This window comes from Slackia equolifaciens, assembly GCF_003725995.1.
Taxonomy (GTDB): Bacteria; Actinomycetota; Coriobacteriia; order Coriobacteriales; family Eggerthellaceae; genus Slackia; species Slackia equolifaciens.
The window spans coordinates 25,512-43,285 of sequence record NZ_QIBX01000005.1; the positions used below are offsets into that span (position 1 = coordinate 25,512).

At 62.9% G+C, this 17,774-nt stretch carries 17 protein-coding genes; all 17 read left to right on the forward strand.

Annotation, left to right across the window (positions count from 1 at the left end; genetic code table 11):
• The first annotated feature begins 86 nt into the window (after window positions 1-86).
• The 17 genes from hrcA to DMP06_RS04340 all read left to right on the forward strand — a co-directional run bounded on the left by hrcA (window position 87) and on the right by DMP06_RS04340 (window position 17,743).
• On the forward strand, window positions 87-1,094 hold the full coding sequence (hrcA, locus tag DMP06_RS04260) for a heat-inducible transcriptional repressor HrcA (RefSeq protein ID WP_123208515.1): 1,008 nt from the start codon (window positions 87-89) through the stop codon (window positions 1,092-1,094).
• 21 nt (window positions 1,095-1,115) lie between these two features.
• Entirely contained in the window at window positions 1,116-2,249 is a 1,134-nt protein-coding gene (dnaJ, locus tag DMP06_RS04265; RefSeq protein ID WP_123208516.1) for a molecular chaperone DnaJ, read from the forward strand.
• A complete protein-coding gene (gene mtaB, locus DMP06_RS04270; protein ID WP_123208517.1) occupies window positions 2,236-3,459 on the forward strand; it encodes a tRNA (N(6)-L-threonylcarbamoyladenosine(37)-C(2))-methylthiotransferase MtaB in 1,224 nt (407 codons plus the stop codon). The genes dnaJ and mtaB overlap by 14 nt, the downstream gene beginning before the upstream one ends.
• Window positions 3,456-3,920 carry a diacylglycerol kinase family protein gene (locus DMP06_RS04275; RefSeq protein WP_245962370.1) on the forward strand — a complete coding sequence of 155 codons (465 nt, stop codon included), beginning with the start codon at window positions 3,456-3,458 and terminating at the stop codon, window positions 3,918-3,920. Before mtaB ends, DMP06_RS04275 begins: the two co-directional genes overlap by 4 nt.
• A gap of 80 nt (window positions 3,921-4,000) precedes the next feature.
• The gene (locus tag DMP06_RS04280; protein ID WP_123208518.1) at window positions 4,001-4,804 is read left to right on the forward strand and encodes an RsmE family RNA methyltransferase; all 804 of its coding nucleotides are present in this window, start codon (window positions 4,001-4,003) and stop codon (window positions 4,802-4,804) included.
• A complete protein-coding gene (gene ybeY / locus DMP06_RS04285; protein ID WP_123208519.1) occupies window positions 4,804-5,295 on the forward strand; it encodes an rRNA maturation RNase YbeY in 492 nt (163 codons plus the stop codon). The genes DMP06_RS04280 and ybeY overlap by 1 nt, the downstream gene beginning before the upstream one ends.
• Before the next feature lie 136 nt (window positions 5,296-5,431).
• Window positions 5,432-6,148: a hypothetical protein gene (locus DMP06_RS04290; RefSeq protein WP_123208520.1), complete on the forward strand. Its 717-nt coding sequence runs from the start codon at window positions 5,432-5,434 to the stop codon at window positions 6,146-6,148.
• A 1,032-nt stretch (window positions 6,149-7,180) separates the two neighbouring features.
• Window positions 7,181-7,525 (forward strand): 50S ribosomal protein L19, encoded by a 345-nt coding sequence (gene rplS, locus DMP06_RS04295; RefSeq protein WP_123208521.1) that lies wholly within the window; start codon window positions 7,181-7,183, stop codon window positions 7,523-7,525.
• A gap of 69 nt (window positions 7,526-7,594) precedes the next feature.
• Window positions 7,595-8,371 (forward strand): ribonuclease HII, encoded by a 777-nt coding sequence (locus tag DMP06_RS04300; RefSeq protein ID WP_123208522.1) that lies wholly within the window; start codon window positions 7,595-7,597, stop codon window positions 8,369-8,371.
• Window positions 8,372-8,725: 354 nt separating this feature from the next.
• Complete coding sequence (locus DMP06_RS04305) at window positions 8,726-9,415, forward strand: YraN family protein (protein WP_245962371.1); 690 nt, start codon at window positions 8,726-8,728, stop codon at window positions 9,413-9,415.
• A 1-nt stretch (window position 9,416) separates the two neighbouring features.
• Window positions 9,417-10,901, forward strand: coding sequence for a YifB family Mg chelatase-like AAA ATPase (locus tag DMP06_RS04310; RefSeq protein ID WP_123208523.1), 1,485 nt, complete (start codon window positions 9,417-9,419; stop codon window positions 10,899-10,901).
• Window positions 10,902-11,111: 210 nt separating this feature from the next.
• Window positions 11,112-12,044 (forward strand): DNA-processing protein DprA, encoded by a 933-nt coding sequence (dprA, locus tag DMP06_RS04315; RefSeq protein WP_123208524.1) that lies wholly within the window; start codon window positions 11,112-11,114, stop codon window positions 12,042-12,044.
• A gap of 679 nt (window positions 12,045-12,723) precedes the next feature.
• Window positions 12,724-14,070 carry a methylenetetrahydrofolate--tRNA-(uracil(54)-C(5))-methyltransferase (FADH(2)-oxidizing) TrmFO gene (gene trmFO, locus DMP06_RS04320; RefSeq protein ID WP_123208525.1) on the forward strand — a complete coding sequence of 449 codons (1,347 nt, stop codon included), beginning with the start codon at window positions 12,724-12,726 and terminating at the stop codon, window positions 14,068-14,070.
• 9 nt (window positions 14,071-14,079) lie between these two features.
• Window positions 14,080-15,072: a tyrosine recombinase XerC gene (locus DMP06_RS04325; RefSeq protein ID WP_245962373.1), complete on the forward strand. Its 993-nt coding sequence runs from the start codon at window positions 14,080-14,082 to the stop codon at window positions 15,070-15,072.
• 158 nt (window positions 15,073-15,230) lie between these two features.
• The gene (locus DMP06_RS04330) at window positions 15,231-16,493 is read left to right on the forward strand and encodes a sensor histidine kinase (protein WP_123208526.1); all 1,263 of its coding nucleotides are present in this window, start codon (window positions 15,231-15,233) and stop codon (window positions 16,491-16,493) included.
• Window positions 16,486-17,184: a response regulator transcription factor gene (locus tag DMP06_RS04335; RefSeq protein WP_123208527.1), complete on the forward strand. Its 699-nt coding sequence runs from the start codon at window positions 16,486-16,488 to the stop codon at window positions 17,182-17,184. The genes DMP06_RS04330 and DMP06_RS04335 overlap by 8 nt, the downstream gene beginning before the upstream one ends.
• A 205-nt stretch (window positions 17,185-17,389) precedes the next feature.
• On the forward strand, window positions 17,390-17,743 hold the full coding sequence (locus DMP06_RS04340) for a YxeA family protein (RefSeq protein WP_161957813.1): 354 nt from the start codon (window positions 17,390-17,392) through the stop codon (window positions 17,741-17,743).
• The last annotated feature ends 31 nt before the right edge of the window (window positions 17,744-17,774 follow it).

The window sequence follows — 17,774 nt, forward strand, 5'->3', positions numbered from 1 at the left end:
GAATCTCTACGTTTAAGAATCCATGACCCCGCGCAAGGGATAAAGCCCTAAGTGCGGGGCTTCGTACGCAGAAAGGCCGTAATTCGGTGCTATCCGATCGTCGACAGAGGGTGCTCCAGGCGCTCATCGAGGAGTATGTTGCCAATGCGCAGCCTGTGGGCTCGCGCACGTTGGTTGATCGCTATCGCCTGGGGGTGTCTCCCGCGACGGTGCGCAACGAGCTTTCCGTGCTTGAAGACGAGGGCTATTTGACCTCGCCGCACACCTCCGCGGGTCGCATTCCCACCGATGCCGGCTACCGTGCGTTCGTGGACGATTTGCTTGCGCAGGAATACGGCGACGAGGCCTCTGATTCCACCTTCGACGACGTGCGCGACGCCGCCACTCGCGTCGATGAGCTCATGGAGCAGACCTCGGCGGCGCTCGCTCGCCTTACCGACTGCCTTTCGGTGGTGGCGGCGCCCTCGCTTCTGGGCTCGTCGGTCAAGCAGGTGTCATTGGTGTCGTTTTCCGACTACCGCATACTCATGGTGGTGGTGACCGAGGAAGGGCAGGTACTCAATCGCTCCGTCGAGTTCGTTGAGCCAGTGAGCACCGAGGACCTGGCGCGAATTCAGAATTCGCTCAATGCGCTCCTTGCCGGCCATTCGGTGAACGAGATTCGCAAGGAGGAGGCGGCGCGTCGTGCGTACGAGGCGTTTTCGAGTCCGCTCGCGCGCGTGATCATCGAGGAACTCATTGCTTGTCTCGAGGAAGCGGATGCGCTGCGCGCCCACAGGTTGGGGCTCTCTTCGCTTTTGCGCAAGCCCGAGTTCAAGCAGACCGAGGCGGCTCTTCCGGTGCTGCAGGTGCTCGAAGACGACACGGTGCTCATGCATCTGTTCGATGACGTCGCCGAGGGCGCCGAGCCATTGGGCGTTCGCATAGGCAGCGAGAACGGAGCAAGCCAGCTTTCCGGCGTCTCGGTGGTGGCTGCGCAATACGGTCCTCCTGACGCGCCGGGCATCGTGGCCGTTATCGGCCCCACGCGCATGGATTATTCGAAGGTTATTCGCGCCGTTCGCGCCGCACGAAGCGCGCTGCGCGATCTGTAGAAGATAGAAAGGTCCCCCAAGATGGCCAAAGATCTGTATGCGGTGCTCGGCGTTGCCAAGACCGCTACCGACGACGAGATCAAGAAGGCGTTTCGCCGCAAGGCGCGCGAGCTGCACCCCGACGTGAACAAAGCGCCGGATGCCGAGGAGCGCTTCAAGGAGCTCAATGAGGCATATGACGTGCTTTCCGATCCGTCCAAGCGCGCCCAGTACGACCGTTTCGGCACCATTCCCGGGGCGGCGGGCGCAGCGGGCGGCGGTGCTCCTTACGTTGACTTCGAGGACCTGTTCGGCGGCGGCTTCGGCATGGGGGATCTGTTCTCCAGCTTCTTCGGCGGCGCAGCGGGCGGTCGCGCCACAGTGCGCAAAGAGGGTCGCGACATGGGCGTGGGTCTGCGCCTGACGCTTGAAGAGGTCGCGGCGGGCGCCAAGAAGGAAATCGTGTACGACCGTCTGGCGCCCTGCGAAACCTGCGGCGGAACCGGCATGGCCGAGGGCGGCCATGAAATCGACTGCCCCGAGTGCGGAGGCCGCGGCCGCGTGTTCACCGTTCAGCATACGTTCTTGGGCGACATGCAAACGGCCAGCACGTGCCGCAACTGCGGCGGCACCGGCAAGGTCATCGACCACCCGTGCGAGGAGTGCGAGGGCCAGGGCCGCATCCCCGACCGCCAGCATGTGACCGTGGAAGTTCCGGCAGGCATCCGCGAGGGCCAGCAGCTGCGCGTGAGCGGCTTCGGCGAGGCGGGCATGCACGGCGCCAAAGCGGGCGACCTCATCGTCACGTGCCGCATTCAGCCGCATGAGTTCTTCGAGCGCGAAGGCGACAACCTGCATGCGCGCGCGAACATCAGCTTCATTCAGGCAACGCTCGGCGCTGAAATCGAAATCGACGGCATTTTCGAGGATGAGAAGGTGCAGGTGCGTATTCCCGAGGGATGCCAGAACGAGCAGGTGGTGCGCGTGAAGGGCATGGGCATGCCGCGCCTGAACGCCGATTCGCGCGGAGACATGTACGTGCACATCAACGTTCTCATTCCCAAGCGCGTTACCAAGAAGCAGCGAGAGCTTTTGGAGAAGGTGGCAAAGGAGTTCGGCGAAGAGGTTGCCGCGCCCCGTTCTCCTCTGCAAAAGCTGCGCGATGCGTTCAACTAACATGAAATTCCATGTAGTCAATTTGGGCTGCAAGGTCAATCGCGTTGAGAGCGATGACTTTGCAGCCACGCTGCTTTCGCAAGGCGCGCAAGCGGTGGATGCTGCGGCCGCCGATTTGATCATCGTCAACACGTGCACCGTGACCGGCGAGGCCGAGAAGAAGACGCGCAAGGCCGTGCGCCAGGCTCTGCGGTCCAACGATCGTGCCCGCGTGCTCGTGACGGGATGCGCGGCCGCTATAGACCCCGAAACCTATACGGCGATGGGCGAGCGCGTTCAAGTGGTCCCCAAGCTTGCGGTGCATGCGATGCTCGCCAGTGACGCGGGTCTCGAATCGCATGGGCATGACCGTTGGGGTGCGGGCGTCGAGCACGTGCATGTTGGCGAGGAGTTTCCCACGCGCGTCGGCGTGAAGGTGCAGGATGGCTGCAACAATGCGTGCACGTACTGCATCGTGCATGTGGCACGCGGCCGCGCCTGGTCGCGTCCTGCCGAAGAAATCGTCGAAGAGGTGCGCCGCACGGCCGAGGCCGGGGCGCGGGAGATCGTGCTTACGGGCATCAACCTGGGATCGTATTCCTACGACGGGATGGGTCTCGCCGACTTGCTGCGCCTTCTGCTTGACGCGACGGGTGTGGGCGTGCGGTTCCGCGTTTCATCCATCGAGCCGCGCGACGTGGACGACGATCTGATTGCGCTCATGGCCGCGGCTCAGGGGCGCATCTGCCGCCATTTGCACCTGCCGCTCCAATCGGGTTCGACCAAGGTGCTGCGCGAGATGGCGCGTCCGTACAGGGCCGAACAATTCAAGGATCTGGTGGACAGGTTGTACGATGCCATGCCGATGCTCTCGCTTTCGACCGACGTGATCGTGGGCTTTCCCGGCGAGACGGAAGAGGATTACCGCGCCACCGAGGACATGGCGCGTGCGTGCCGGTTCTCCAAGATGCATATCTTCCGGTACTCCAAGCGCGAGGGCACGCCCGCCGCGCGTCGCACCGATCAGGTGGCGCCCGAGGTGAAGGCCGATCGCGCCAAACGTCTGGAGGCCGTGGGCGCCGATCTTCGCTCGGCCGACCGCGCGAGGCGTGCCGGAACATGCGAGCTTGCGCTCGTTGAATCCGATGGCGTTGCCACAACGGAAAGCTATCATACGGTTTCGGTGCCTGCGGGTGCCACGACGGGCGACATGGTGGAGGTCGTGCTATGAGCGGCGAGCCGAAAGACACCGCAACGCACCGCAGCGCAGATATGGGCGATGCGGCTACGGAGGGGCTCCGTCCCAGAACCGGGCAGGACATGAAAAGCGGGAATTCGCTGTTCAAATCCTTCGGCTACGCTGCACAGGGCGTCAAGTCGGCGTCGGGGGAGCGCAATTTCAAGGTGGATTGCGTTGCAGCCGTGCTCGCGTTCGCGCTGTGCGCATTGCTGCAGGTCCCGCTGTGGGGCTGGGCCGCGGTCGCGGTGTGCATTGGCGTGCAGCTCGCTATGGAAACGATGAACACCGCGCTTGAGGCCGTGGTTGACCTTGCGTCGCCCGGGCTTCATCCGCTGGCCAAGCGCGCGAAGGATTGTGCGGCGGGTGCGGCGCTTATCACGGCCTGTGCGAGCATCGTCGTGGCTGGGATTGTATATGTTCCGGCGTTGCTGAAACTGGCAGGTGTCTCCTGATCGGGTTCGCGTTCTGCCGTTTTCCAATGCGTCGGGTGTGATTTGCCGCCAAAGCGGCAAAGCGATGAAAGCGAGGGCGTATGTCGCTCCATCATTTCTTTCTGGACGATCAGGTGTTGGCCGATGAGGCGGACGAGGTGTTTCCTCTGCGCCTTTCTGCGGATGACCGCAAGCATGCCAAAGTTCTGCGTCTTGCCGCGGGCGAGCACGTGAGCGTGGTGGACGCCGCGCGTGACTATTTCGAATGCGAGATCGTGCAGGTCGAAGGCGGCGATATCAGGGCGCGCATCTCGCAGCGGCTCGACATGGAGCAGACGGGGCCTGACGTTATCTTGGTCCAGGGCATCGCCAAGGGCGAGAAGATGGACGACGTGATTCGACACGCCACCGAGGTGGGCGTAGCAGCGTTCATTCCCATGGCGAGCTCGCGCTGCGTGGTGAGGCTCGATGAGAAAAAGGCGGCCTCGCGCGTGGCGCGCTGGCGGGCCATCGCGAAATCGGCAGCCATGCAAAGCGGGCGCCTTACGGTGCCGGAGGTGGGCGAACCCATGAGCGTGAAGCAAGTCGCCGAAGCGCTTTCGGGTGCGACCTGCGTGCTCGTGTGCTGGGAGGAGTGCCCCGCCACCTCCACCATCGCGGATGCCATCGCGCGCGGCATGGCCGAGTGCGCTATGGGCGACAGGCGCGACGCGCGCATCGCCGTTGTGGTGGGGCCGGAAGGCGGCCTTTCTGCCGACGAAGTGGATATTCTCACGTCGGGGCCACGCTCATGGCCGGTAACGCTCGGGCCGACGATTCTGCGCACCGAGACGGCGGGCGTGGTGGCGCCGGCGCTTGTTCTCTACGAATGCGGCGGCATGGGAGCGAAGGGAAGCGAGGAATAGTGAATATTGCGATTGAGATCGAGCACGGCGCCGATATCGCCGAGGGCGTAGACATCGAGGGCATCGCTCGCTACGTGCTCGAACGGGAGGGTCAGCCTGAGAACACCGAGGTGTCCATCACGCTTACCACCAACGAGGAAGTCCATCGCCTGAACAAGGAGTTCCGCGGCATCGACCGCCCCACCGACGTGCTTTCGTTCGAATGCGACGGCTATGACGACGATTTCGACTCCGATACGGCCTACGAAGACGCCGGGGTTCCCGATGACGAACCGTTTTTGCTGGGCGACATCGTAATCGCGTCTGACGTGGCGCGCGAGCAGACCGCGCAGTTCGGCACCACGCCGCAGCAGGAGCTTTACGTGCTGTTGGTGCACGGGCTTTTGCATCTGTGCGGCTGGGACCACGTGCATTCCGACGAGGAGGCCGAGGAGATGGAGGCGCGCGAGCGAGAGATGCTTGCCGGTTTCGGTCTGCCGGGCATTCGATAGACGACCGTCTGCGCACATGAAGGAAACGCCGGGGTAACGCCTTGGTGAACGCGGCGTTTCGATTGGCGGCGGCCTTATGGCGGCTGCGGTATGGCGCGTTAGAATGGGCGCAGGTTTCCAAGAGAAAGGTTTCGCCATGCAAGAATCCGACATCAGCGTTGTGCGCGGGGTGAGTATCGCCTCCATTGTTCTTTCCGTGCTTGCTATTCTTGGCTGCGTTGCGGTGATAGCGCTTTCGGCCGGCCTGGGCGCGGTGGCGAGCGACCCGTCGAACTTCGACGGATATGTCGAATATCGCGATGAGCTGGGTGCCACGAACGGTATCGACGCTCAATACGACATGACCCCCGAGGAGACTTCTGCGTTTGTGTCCGCAGTATTCGGGTTCATTAGCGCGTTTTCTGGCGTCGGTCTGGTGCTGTGCGTTATTTCGCTGATCGCCGGTATCGTTGGTGTGCGCAACTGCCGCAACCCGCAAAAGGTGGGCAAGGTTTTTGGCTGGTCCATTGCGGGCGCCATCTGCTCCATTTTGATGGGCCGCGTGGTATCTTGCGTCCTCCTTATCGTGAATGCGGTGTATTCGAACCGCTTGAAGAAGGCAGCGCAGAATCCTGTCGCGTATGCTCAGCCGGCCTATGGCGCGGCCGCTCCCCAAGGGTACGTTCAACAGCCCGCTGTCGGCTATGCGCCGCAGCAGGGAGGCATGGCGTCCGGTGCTTCTCAGCCCGTTATGCCTCAGGAGCCTACGCAGGCTTACGCCCAGCCGGCAAGCGCTCCCGTTCAGCCCACAATCCCGCAGCAGCCGCAAGCCTCTGCGACGCCCCAGCAGCCTGAGCCTCCGCAGCAGAAGTAGCATTCGCAATCTGCTGCAGCATGCTGATAATAATCTGAGCCAGGTCGATACCCATCTCGGTGTTGACCTAGTTTTTGGTCGGTTTCGCTTCCTGCCTTAAGTTCTTCCGCTAAGTGGGTCAGCCTCGCGCTCTACGGGAATCTAATCTCTGGGCCGGATTATCCTCGATAACTTTAGAAATCGTCTTGTTGGCACATAATTCGTCATCAGTGTCGTTCTCGTCCGGTATAAAAATGGCGTTATTTGCTAACTTTCAGCATGTCCGGTATAAAAATCGCGCTATATGTGGATGCAGGTGGGGCGAATCGTATGCATCGAGTTGATTCTCTGTCGTGTGTAGCTTATTGAGCTGGGGTTTCTCGAATGACATTTAATGAAGTCTTGTGAAAAGGCGTTCATTGAATGCTCTCGATCGGGATTCGACATACATATAACGCGTTTTTTATACCGGGCATTCGAATTCTTGGCACATAACGCTGTTTTTATACCGCATCCGCTACAGATTCCGTGTCAATCGTGATGCTGCGTTTCGTGCACGACACTAAGGGTTGGGCTGACGCCAACTTGCGGACGAGGACGTGTGTATGAGACGGTGGTGCCTGGGCGGCAGTGCGCGCGGGCGGTCGAAGACGATTGGTTCATCTTAAATGGGGGCGTCTCAACTTCTGATGTGCCCTCTTTTGTTAAAGGTTGAGGCTTTATGCCGAATCCCATTCCAGATAAATACGTCCTCGAGACAACGAAGTAACTTTTCCGTGATAGCGAAAAAATACCTTGTTACCTGGGATTGTTTTGATATACTACTGCGTCGGCTTGTTTAAGCGTTCCGTTTCACGTCGGAGCATGCGGCATCTCGTCAGAGAACGCGGCGTTTCCATCCGACCTCTGTTGCGGTGCCAGGCAGTCCAGGGCCTTTAAAGGTTCGGCTCATCGGGGCATTGCTTGCGATGCCCGCGCACGCGCGCAAGGCCGCTCCTGAAATCGCGTTTAGGCAGCTCAGTCGTTGTGAAAGACTAACAGAAGGAAACGAACATGGACATCATTCGCGCTATCGAGCAGCAGCAGATCAAGGACGTCACTCCGTTCAACGTGGGCGACACCGTAAGGGTTCACTATCGCATCGTCGAGGGCAATCGCGAGCGTATTCAGGTGTTCCAGGGCGATGTCATCCGTCGTCACGGCCATGGCGCCCGCGAGACGTTCACCGTCCGCAAGATCAGCTTCGGCGTGGGTGTTGAGCGTACCTTCCCCGTGCATTCCCCCAAGATCGACAAGATCGAGGTCGCGCGTGAGGGCAAGGTTCGTCGCGCCAAGCTGTACTACCTGCGCAACAAGGTGGGCAAGGCTGCCAAGATCAAGGAGAAGGCGTTCAACTAGCGCTTCATTCCTGCGTGATGAAAGGGGTCGCAGTTCGCGGCCCCTTTTTCTTTCGTATCGGAGGTTATCATGGGTAAGACGCTGGCTGAGATTCGTGCGGAGCTCCAGCATGCCGACCGCGATCAGTACGAGGCGCTTGCGCGTGCGCTTGCGGCGGACGAACGAAAAGGCGTTATCCAGGCGCTTGCTACGGCAAGGAAGCGCCTGGATGCCCAAGATGCGGAGGCGGCGCGTTCCGAGCGCATGTATTCCTTCCAACAGGAGCTTGCCGAGGGCGTGGTCGTTGGCCTTGACGAGGTGGGGCGAGGTCCGGTTGCGGGGCCCCTGGCGGTTGCGGCGGTTGTTTTGCCCGATCGACCCCACATTTTTGGCCTCAACGACTCGAAACAGCTTACCGCGCAGCGCCGCGAATCCCTTGCCGCGACCATCAAGGAGACCGCACTTGCGTGGGCGGTAGAATACGTCGAGCCATCCGAAATAGACGAGCGTGGCATGGCGGCGTCGCTGCGACTCGCCTTCACGCGCGCGCTTGCGGCGGTTGAGGCGCAAGGCGTACGCGCCGACGCGGTGCTTCTGGATGGCAACGCGCTTCATTTGGATCCCCGCGAGCGAAATGTGGTCAAGGGCGATAGCAAGTGCGCGTCCATTGCCGCAGCGTCGATTGTGGCGAAGGTGGAAAGGGATGCCCTGATGGACGAGTACGCAAAAACGTGGCCTGCCTATGGGTTCGACCACAATAAGGGATATGCGAGCGCGGACCACATCGAAGTCATCAAAGCGTTGGGCACATGCCCCATCCATCGAGAGACGTTTTGCCGCGCATGGACCCAGGCAACGTTGTTCTGACGGGCAGCATCATTCAAAGCCGTTGGAAAGCCGTGCTCTTGCGCGGCTTTTTCATTTTGGGAGCCGAGCAAGAAACGGGCAAGGTTCGAAGGGGAGTCCGGCAAGGTTTTGCGCATGGCAAGAGGGGATGCTCCGTTAAACCGGAAGGATGCCGGGGCGGTTTTCGCAAGGTTTCAGATGGTAGTCGGCCAGAAACCTCATAATCTGCGCGGCAAAAAGCGAATTCGTGGGAAAGGGTTTGGCAAGGTTTGCAATCTAGGCTTGTAGGCACGGAACGCGAATTCGTGGCCGGGTGCGCTTGGCCGCGAGCGCGGCGCGAAAGACCCGGCGTCGCGAAAAGAGAAAGGGGATTCCATGCGAACAAACACCGGACCTACATGCCATGCAGCCTGCGAAGGGCGCCCTTCTCAGGTGTCTGCCGTCGAGGTGACCGTGCGATGCGAGCGGCAGAGGGGGTCTGTCTGCTGCGGCGAACTCGACGTGTGCGACCTCGACGAATGCGGAATCGATGAGGAGGAGTGCGTCCTGCCCGACGGGCCTTTCATTTTGGGCGGTTGCGAAGGCGAGTTCATTGGGATGTGCGATGTGGGCGAGTTTTTGGGCTTCGACCCCTTTGCCTGCGAAGAGGATGAGCGGGACGCGCAATCGGATGGGGAGGACTACGATGACCCGCGGGCGCTTTCGCCCAAGCAGCTGGGCCGTCGCGGCGAGGAGGCCGCGTGTGCGCTGCTGCGCCGTAAGGGCTACGTGATACTGGAGCGCAACTGGACCTGCCCCGCTGGCGAGGCCGACATCATCGCGCTTGATGACGGATGCATTGTGTTCGTGGAGGTCAAAACCAGGGCCGGCATCGAGCGGGGGCTTCCCGAAGAGGCGGTTACGGCGCAAAAGCGTGCGAGATACGAGCGTATCGCCGGATTTTTCCTGAGTCAGTACGATGGGCCGGGCGCGCGCGTGCGTTTCGATGTCATCGGGGTGCTCGCTCTGCCGCGTAGGCGAGCTCTCGCACGGCACCTGGTCAACGCCTTTGCAACGGGCGACTAGCATGCAGGGGCGATGCATCCTTCGCTCTGCAGCGCTCGTGGGGGTGCGCGCGGTTCCTGTGGATGTGGAAGTTTCGGTGTCCAACGGCCTTCCAGGCATGTCCATCGTGGGCATGCCCGATGCGGCGGTGCGTGAGTCACAGGAGCGCGTGCGCGCCGCCATCAGGGCCTGCGGCTTCACGATGCCGGCGGATAAGGTGGTTGTGAACCTTGCGCCCAGCTCCCTTCGAAAGACGGGCTCTGGATTCGATTTGCCCATTGCCGCCGCGCTGCTAGGCGCCACGGGTCAGGCTGATGCAGAAAAGCTTGCCAGGTATCTCATGGTGGGCGAGCTCTCGCTCGAGGGGCGCGTACGGGCTGTGCGCGGCACGCTTCCATATGCGGAATGCGCGCGCAAAGAGGGACTCGATCTTGTGGTGGCGGCGGACGCGGCCGACGGCGCCTACCTCGAGGGGGTCGATCAGCTGTGCGTGAACGCGCTCGGACAGCTGCGTGCGATGAACCTCGCGCGCCTGCGCATCGCCGAGGGCGAGCGGAAGGGAGCCGGAATCGACTTCGCCTCGGTGCGCGGCCACGACATGGCCAAGCGCGCGCTTCAGGTTGCAGCAGCGGGCGAGCACGGCGTGCTTCTCATGGGGCCGCCGGGGTCGGGCAAGACGATGCTCGCTCGCGCGCTGCCGTCCATCCTTCCGCCGCTCGATGACGACGAGCGTATCGAAGCAGCCATGGTCCATTCGACCGTGGGCGAGCCCGTCGAATCGATCCTTTCCGGCGTGAGGCCGTTTCGAAAGGTTCACCATAGCGCCACCACCGCGGGGCTCGTGGGCGGAGGCAATCCTGTGCGTCCCGGCGAGATATCGCTCGCGCATCACGGGGTGCTGTTTCTTGACGAGCTGCCGGAGTTCAGCTCGAGCACGCTGCAGGCGCTGCGCCAGCCTATGGAGCAGGGCAGGATTCTGATTACGCGCGCCGACGGCTCGGTCGAGCTTCCGGCCAAGTTCATGCTCGTAGCGGCGGCGAATCCGTGCCCGTGCGGCTATTACGGCGACCCTTCGCGAGAGTGCACGTGCTCGGCGACGCAGGTGCAGCGCTACCAGGCGCGCATCGGCGGCCCCCTGCTCGACCGTATCGACATCCATGTGGACGTATGGCGCACAGACCCCTCTGACATCATTCGCGATGCGGCGCCGCAGACGTCCTCGCGCGAGCTGTTCGAAGGCGTGCGATCGGCGCGGGAGTTCGCCTCGTGGCGGCGCGACGTTCTGGGCGATTCGGAGCGCGACGACGCCGAGGCGCTTCTCGCATGCTGTCGCATGAGCGCATCAACGGGGCGATTGTTCGAGGCGTTGGCCCGCGATGCTCTGCTTTCGGGGAGAGGGATCACGCGCGTGCTTTCGCTCGCTAGAACCATAGCCGACATGGCTCAATGCAAAGAGGTGCACGAGGAGCATGTGCTCGAGGCTATGGGGCTGCGTCTGAGAAGGTAGGCTCGGTGGGCCTGGAGCGCGGCGGATCTCCGCTTCTGCGAAAGCTCCGGCGCATTCGATGGGTCCGGTGGGCCTGGAGCGCGGGCTTGCGTGCGGCCGAAGGCGCTCTGCCGCGTCTGCGGCGAACTTTGCGAGCGAATGGCGCAGATCAGGGGGCAAACCTATGCAGCACGAATCGAAGGAGCGGTGTCGAAGGGAGTTGACGGCGTTATGGGCGAGAGGCCGCATGCGGGCGTGCGCGGCGCACGATGGGAGATAGCGCGAGGGTCGGAGGGGTATCCCGCGGCCTTGGAGGCGATACCACGCCCGCCCGATACGCTCTATGGCGTGGGCGATCTCGACGCTCTCACGGAAGGGCTTTCGGTGGTGGGCGCCAGACGGGCGACGCCTTACGGCAGGAACGCTGCGAAGCTCTTTGCCGGGATGGCGGCAAAGCGTGGAATTACGGTGATATCCGGCGGGGCTTTGGGCTGCGATTCATGCGCCCATGAGGCCGCTCTTTCGGCTGGCGGCAAAACGGTGGCGTTTCTCGGGGGAGGCTGCAATCGGCCGTATCCCGTGCGTAACGTCGGCCTGTTCCAGCGCATCGTGGATGCGGGCGGCGCGGTGGTGTCGGAGCATCCGTGGGATTTCCCTCCGGTGGGCTACACGTTTCGCGAGCGGAACAGGCTGATAGCGGGCCTGGGGCGCGCAACGCTCATCGTGGAGGCGGGGCTTCCCAGCGGCACGTTCTCGACCGCCGACGAGGCGCTTGCCGCCAATCGCGACGTGCTCGCTGTGCCGGGCTCCATTTTCTCCCCTACATCGCGCGGGGCGAACGCGCTCATCTCGCAAGGGGCGTATCCCGTGGTGGACGAGGCGTCGTTTTCGGAGCTGCTGGACAGGCTGTTTCCCGAGACGCGCACGGGCCAGCTCGCTTTCGAAATGCCGCAGGAGCACGACGACCCCATGCTTGCTGCGTTGGCGGCCGATCCGCTTCGTCTGGAGCAGATGGTGGAAATGTTTGCCGACGACGAAGAGGATCGCGTGGCTGCCATAAGCAGGCTGATGACGCGCATCGTGCGGCTTGAGGGCGAGGGCGTCATCGAACGGTTCCCCGACGGGCGTTTCGGGGTGACGAAGATGCGACCGACTCGCGCCTAAGCCTTCTTAGGGACGTGGGACAAAACGGGGCTCGCCCCCGTTTCCTCAGGTGCTAAGCCCCTTTGGCCGTGGGGCATAGCCGGGGCTTGGCCCTTTTGCTACGTCGGGTGTTAAGCCCCCTAGGGGCGTGGGGGGTAAAGGCGTAGGGATTGATCCTGCGTTTTGCGGACGCTAAGCCTCTTGGGCGTGGGGCAAAACGGACGAACCTTTAATTTTTGGACAAGTTTTCAGGCTGGCCGGGAACGGAACAGGGTTTTTCGGCGGATTAGCATCGGGATCGGGCCTAATGATGCCGTCCAGCCCTGTTCTCATCGTTGTGCCGCGGCGTTGCACCAGGAAGAACCCTGGTGCAACTTTCTGAGAGGTGTTTGATGACGCTTTCGCGCTCGGCTAACCTGTCGATTTGTCCAAAAAACGCGGTCTCTTTCGCAATCGGATGCTTGCGGCGCGCGGGAATGCGCTACAGGACGTGTGCCACGCGGCATGTTGGATGTCGCGTGAAGGTGAGCAAGCCGAGCGACACCCTGTAGGTCATGTGGAGGTATACAAGGCGAATGAGATTCCGGGTGTCGCATGGTGGCGTGCGATCCGAACGGCATTCTGGAGGTCGCGTGGCGGTATGTGGGGCGCACCTGTGCGAGGCGGCGCGCGCCGGGGTGCGTGTGGTAAGCTTTCGCGCATGGAAAAGACTGTGAACATCATCGGAGCCGGCCTGGCCGGCAGCGAAGCGGCGCTGCAGCTCGCCTCGCGCGGCGTGCGGGTGCGTCTGATGGAGATGCGCCCTGCCACATCGACGCCTGTGCATCATACGGACGAGTGCGCCGAGCTTGTGTGCTCGAACTCGTTCAAAAGCACCAAGCCCGAAAGCGCGGCGGGCATGCTCAAAGCCGAACTCTCCTCATTGGGGTCCAGGCTGATCGACGCGGCGTGGGAGAACAAGGTCGATGCCGGGGGCGCGTTGGCGGTCGACCGCGACGGGTTCTCCCGGCGCGTGACGGAGCTTGTGCGTGGAAACGAGCTCATCGATTATCGCGTGGAGGAGGTGACCGATCCGTTCGCGTACGAGGCGGACGCCACGATCATCGCCTCGGGGCCTCTTACATCCGATGCGCTCGCTGCCTGGCTTGCTCGCACGACGGGGGAGGAGAGCTTGGCGTTCTTCGACGCCGCCGCTCCTATCGTCGCGGCCGATTCGCTCGACATGGACGTGCTGTTTCGGCAGTCGCGCTATGAGCAGGACGCACCGGGCGATTACCTGAACGCGCCGTTTTCCAAGGAGTCCTACGATGCTTTCATCGAGGAGCTCTTGGCGGCCCAGCGCGTTATTGCGAAGGATTTCGAGACGAAGGACCTATTCCAGGCCTGCCAGCCTATAGAAGAGATCGCCCGCAAGGGGCACGACGCTCCGCGCTTCGGAACGTGCAAACCTGTGGGGCTGGTTGACCCTGCGACCGGGCGCAGGCCGTGGGCGGCTGTTCAGCTGCGCGCCGAGAACGCGGAGCGGACCGCGTACAACCTGGTGGGCTTTCAGACTAATCTGACGTTTCCCGAGCAGCGGCGTGTGTTCCGCATGATTCCCGGCCTTGAGAACGCGGAGTTCGCCCGCTATGGCGTGATGCATCGCAACACGTTCATCGATGCGCCGCGTCTTCTTGGGCGCGATATGCGCTTGGCGCCCGAGAGATGCGCGGGACACGACGTGTACATTGCCGGCCAGCTTTCGGGAACAGAGGGATATTGCGAGGCGATCATGTCGGGGCTCGTGGCCGCGCTGAACGCATTCGCTCGCCTGACCGCGCGCGAATTGCCGCGTCTGCCGCGTGAGACGGCATTCGGCGCGCTTCTTGACTACGCGACCGACCCCGCCACCCAGGGCTATCAGCCCATGCATGTGAACTTCGGCATCATGCCGCCGCTGCCCGAACGCGTTCGCAACAAGCAGCAGCGCTATGCCGCCTATGCCGCGCGAGGATTTGCCGCCATGGAGGGCTATGTAGCCGATCTGCGCGTACGGGGAATCCTGTAGGAGGTTGTCGTGTCCGAGGGTCGAGCGAAGGGGGATGCAGGCGAGCTCAGCCGAGGGAGCGCGTCGGAGGGAGCTGCCGGCGAGCTGCCTAGGGGCGCGACCATCGACGCTGCGTACGAGGCGCTCGTCGACGCCTTCTGCACGTCGCTTGTGCAGGAGCGCAACCTCTCCTCCCATACCGCGCGCAACTATCGTATCGACCTTGCGGATTTCGGGCGTTGGGCGGCGCGCTGCGGCGTTTCTCCGCTCGCCGCGAGCCATCGTCACGTGCGCATGTACCTCGCCAACCTCGATCGCGCGCAGTATTCGCGTCGCACCGTGAATCGAAGGCTTTCGGCCCTGCGCACGTTCTTTCGCTGGCTGATCGTTCACGGGTATGCGGAAAGCGATCCGGTGAGTGCGCTTTCGGGGCCCAAGACGGCAAAGAGCCTGCCCCATGCCATCCCCGCAGCGCAGATGGACGCGCTGCTCTCGGCGTGGGAGGGCGACGCCACGCCGACCGGCATGCGCAATCGCGCGCTGCTCGAGTTTCTCTACGCGTGCGGAGCTCGCGTTTCTGAGGCTTCTGGCCTGCTCGTGCGCGATGTGTCCTTCGAGTCGCGCCTGGCGAAGATCTTCGGCAAGGGCGGCAAGGAGCGCATCGTTCCTCTGCATGATGCGGCGGTCGAGGCGATGGAGACGTACGCGATAAAAGCGCGCCCCTCACTGCTCTCCGGTGCGGAATGCCCCTATTTTTTCGTATCGTCCCGCGGGGCCAAGATGAGTACCGACTCCATGCGACGCGTGTTCAAGAGGAGCCTCGTCATGGCCGGAATCGACGAGGCATACACTCCGCACGACATGCGCCACTCCTTCGCGACTGACCTCGTGGAGGGCGGCGCCGACCTGCGCAGCGTGCAGGAGCTTCTGGGTCATGCGAGCCTTTCCACCACGCAGGTGTATACGCATCTGTCCGTCGCGCACCTCAAAGAGGCCCGCCGGCGCGCTCATCCTCGCGGATAGGCGGCAACGCCTGCTCAGCCGATACGCCTGCGCCATCCGCGGGCTTTCGAGCGCGGGGCTTCGTTTCCGGGTCTTTTCCATGCGTCTATCGTGTCCTTTGCATCGAGTACGTCGCGTGGGGTATGGCGCATGCGGTCTCCATCGGATAGAGTGGCCATATGACTAACATCAGACTTGACATACCCTTTCGTGAAGACATCCCCGAGCCCGTGGACGACGAGGAGGAGCGCACGCCCAAAGATTGGGCGATTGACGCCGCCGTGGCCATAGCGGCGTTCGCGTTCGGGTGCGCGCAGCTTTTGCTCGCGTCCACGTCGGTCGTGTTCGTGGACAACCTGTTTCGCGAAATGATGCGGCAGGTTGATCTGGTGCCCGGGTTCTACTCCTATGTGGCGCTCGCCTTCACTACGCTTCCGCTTGTGCTGCGTCGCGTGGCGCCCTGGCCCACGCTGCTGATCGTGCTGTCATGCTTTCTGTTCACGGCCGGCTACATGTATGGCTTCTCGCTGTCGGTTGTGGGTCCCGTGGTTGCGGTGTACACGGTGGCGAACGAGCGCCCCCGGCGCGAGGCTATCCTTGCGGCGGCGGTTGTTGCCGTAGGCGTGGCGTTTGCCCCCACGCCGTATCAGAGCGTGACGCTTGCCTTCATCATGAAGGGCATGAACGTGGCGGTGGTTGCCGCCGGCGGTTTGGCCGGTTTCGCCATGCGCGTGTATGCGGCGTATCTCCTTGAAACGCGTCGGCGTCTTGACGAGGCGGAGCGCGGGCGCGAGGAGCTCGCCGCGCGCCGCGTGGCCGAAGAGCGCGTTAGCATCGCGCGCGATGTGCACGACATCACCGCCCACTCGCTTTCCGCCGTTGCCATACAGGCCGCCGCTGCCGAGCGCCTCGTTGATATAGACCCTGCGGCCGCCAAGGAGGCCATCGGCGACATACGCGCCGTGTCCAAGGGCGCTCTTGAGGAGATTCGTGCGATGATCGGCGTGCTGCGCGGCGACGAGGAAGCCGAAAAGGCGCCCGCCGAGGGCACGGAGCGCATGGGCGACCTGGTGGAATACCTTGAGCGTGCCGATATCCGCGTGACGCTGACCGACCGCGGCTATGACCGGGCAGCAGTGCCCGCGTTCGTGGACATGACGCTGTTTCAGGTGGTGCGCGAGGCGGCCACCAATACCGTGCGGCATGCGCAGGCGCATCGCGTGGATATCCTTCTGCGCTCTACCGCCTCGCAGGCATACGCCAAATTCTCAGACGACGGCGTGGGCATGGATACCGACGCCGCGAAGCACGCGGAGGGCCATGGCCTTCAGGGCATGGCCGAACGCGTGGGCGCGATAGGCGGCACGTTCACGGTGCGCAGCGCTCCGCAAGAGGGATGCACCGTGATCGCCGAGATACCTTTGGAGGGGAACCATGGCTGATATTGCTGCTGCTAACGATGCGGGTCGTCCCATTCGGGTCGCCATTGCCGACGACCAGGAGCTTGTGCGCAAAGGCTTCAGGCTCATTCTTTCGTCGTTCCCAGGCATCCAGGTGGTGGGAGAGGCCGTGGACGGCGCCGACGCCGTGGCGCTCGCGCGCCGCATGCGTCCAGATGTGCTGCTCATGGATATCCGCATGCCTCGCAAGGATGGCATCCAGGCTACGCGAGAGCTCGCCGCCGACCCCGACACCGCCGATGTGTCGGTGCTCATCCTTACGACGTTTGATCTGGATGAATACGTCTACGATGCCCTGGCGGCTGGCGCGAGCGGCTTCCTGCTCAAAGACGTCGAGCCCGACGAGCTGGCCCGCGCCGTGCGCGTGGTGCACGAGGGGGATGCCCTCATCGATCCCTCTATCACGCGCAGGCTCGTGGAGGCCTATGCCGAGTCGCGTCGCCGCAAGCGCTTCGACGGCACCGCGGTTGAGGCTCTCACCGACCGCGAGCGCGAGATCCTCACGCTGGTGGGTCGGGGCTTGAGCAACGAGGAGATTGCCGACGCGCTTGTGATTTCTCCCGCAACGGTGCGCACCCACACCGGGCGCATCATGACCAAGCTCGACGCCCATGACCGTGCTCAGCTGGTGGTGGCGGCGTATGAAAGCGGTCTGGTAAAGCCCGGGGTGTAGGCCGATTGCCTGCGTCTCGATAGCGCCCGAGAGCGGGGAGGGGCGTGCGTGCCTTTCGGAACGGCGCCATATGCCGATTGCCGTCTGGGCGTTTGAGCTTTGCTGACAATCGGTAAGGTTGATGAAAGGTCTGCGCCAGGATGCCGTAAGCCGCCTCGTTCATCATGGTCTTTATCTGATCCGTGATGGAATAGGAGGTTTACGCATGGAACGAAGCTCGGTAAAAGGCCTCATCGTCGTGATCGTCGCCGTTGCTGCCGTGGTGGGTGCGGCTTGGTTCGCGCTTTCGTCGGTGACGGGCGAAGGTGCGCCGCGGTATGCGCAGATAGACAATGCGCGCGTGCATGACTCGGGCGACTCCGACATGCCGTTCGAATACACGCTCGCCGCTTACGACGAGCGCGGGCGATCCGAAGAGGTGACGTTTAAGACCACGCGCGAGCTGCGCGACGGCGCCTACCTCATGCTGCGCGTGCTGCCCATTCGCGGCGTGGTTTCGTGGGAGGAGGTTCAGCCCCAGGATCTCCCGCAGGCGTGTCAGGATGCATTGGGGGCATGAGAGGGGCTACGCTTTTCCGCGGGTCTTCCGT

What these genes read in the sequence shown, in the direction of transcription:
- dprA (WP_123208524.1), top strand. Translation starts at nt 11,112, where the DNA reads ATGGGCGAGAGGCCGCATGCGGGCGTGCGCGGCGCACGATGGGAGATA.
- DMP06_RS04340 (WP_161957813.1), top strand. Translation starts at nt 17,390, where the DNA reads ATGGAACGAAGCTCGGTAAAAGGCCTCATCGTCGTGATCGTCGCCGTT.
- DMP06_RS04300 (WP_123208522.1), top strand. Translation starts at nt 7,595, where the DNA reads ATGGGTAAGACGCTGGCTGAGATTCGTGCGGAGCTCCAGCATGCCGAC.
- trmFO (WP_123208525.1), top strand. Translation starts at nt 12,724, where the DNA reads ATGGAAAAGACTGTGAACATCATCGGAGCCGGCCTGGCCGGCAGCGAA.
- DMP06_RS04310 (WP_123208523.1), top strand. Translation starts at nt 9,417, where the DNA reads ATGCAGGGGCGATGCATCCTTCGCTCTGCAGCGCTCGTGGGGGTGCGC.
- rplS (WP_123208521.1), top strand. Translation starts at nt 7,181, where the DNA reads ATGGACATCATTCGCGCTATCGAGCAGCAGCAGATCAAGGACGTCACT.
- DMP06_RS04305 (WP_245962371.1), top strand. Translation starts at nt 8,726, where the DNA reads ATGCGAACAAACACCGGACCTACATGCCATGCAGCCTGCGAAGGGCGC.
- DMP06_RS04280 (WP_123208518.1), top strand. Translation starts at nt 4,001, where the DNA reads ATGTCGCTCCATCATTTCTTTCTGGACGATCAGGTGTTGGCCGATGAG.
- DMP06_RS04275 (WP_245962370.1), top strand. Translation starts at nt 3,456, where the DNA reads ATGAGCGGCGAGCCGAAAGACACCGCAACGCACCGCAGCGCAGATATG.
- dnaJ (WP_123208516.1), top strand. Translation starts at nt 1,116, where the DNA reads ATGGCCAAAGATCTGTATGCGGTGCTCGGCGTTGCCAAGACCGCTACC.
- mtaB (WP_123208517.1), top strand. Translation starts at nt 2,236, where the DNA reads ATGCGTTCAACTAACATGAAATTCCATGTAGTCAATTTGGGCTGCAAG.
- DMP06_RS04330 (WP_123208526.1), top strand. Translation starts at nt 15,231, where the DNA reads ATGACTAACATCAGACTTGACATACCCTTTCGTGAAGACATCCCCGAG.
- DMP06_RS04335 (WP_123208527.1), top strand. Translation starts at nt 16,486, where the DNA reads ATGGCTGATATTGCTGCTGCTAACGATGCGGGTCGTCCCATTCGGGTC.
- DMP06_RS04290 (WP_123208520.1), top strand. Translation starts at nt 5,432, where the DNA reads ATGCAAGAATCCGACATCAGCGTTGTGCGCGGGGTGAGTATCGCCTCC.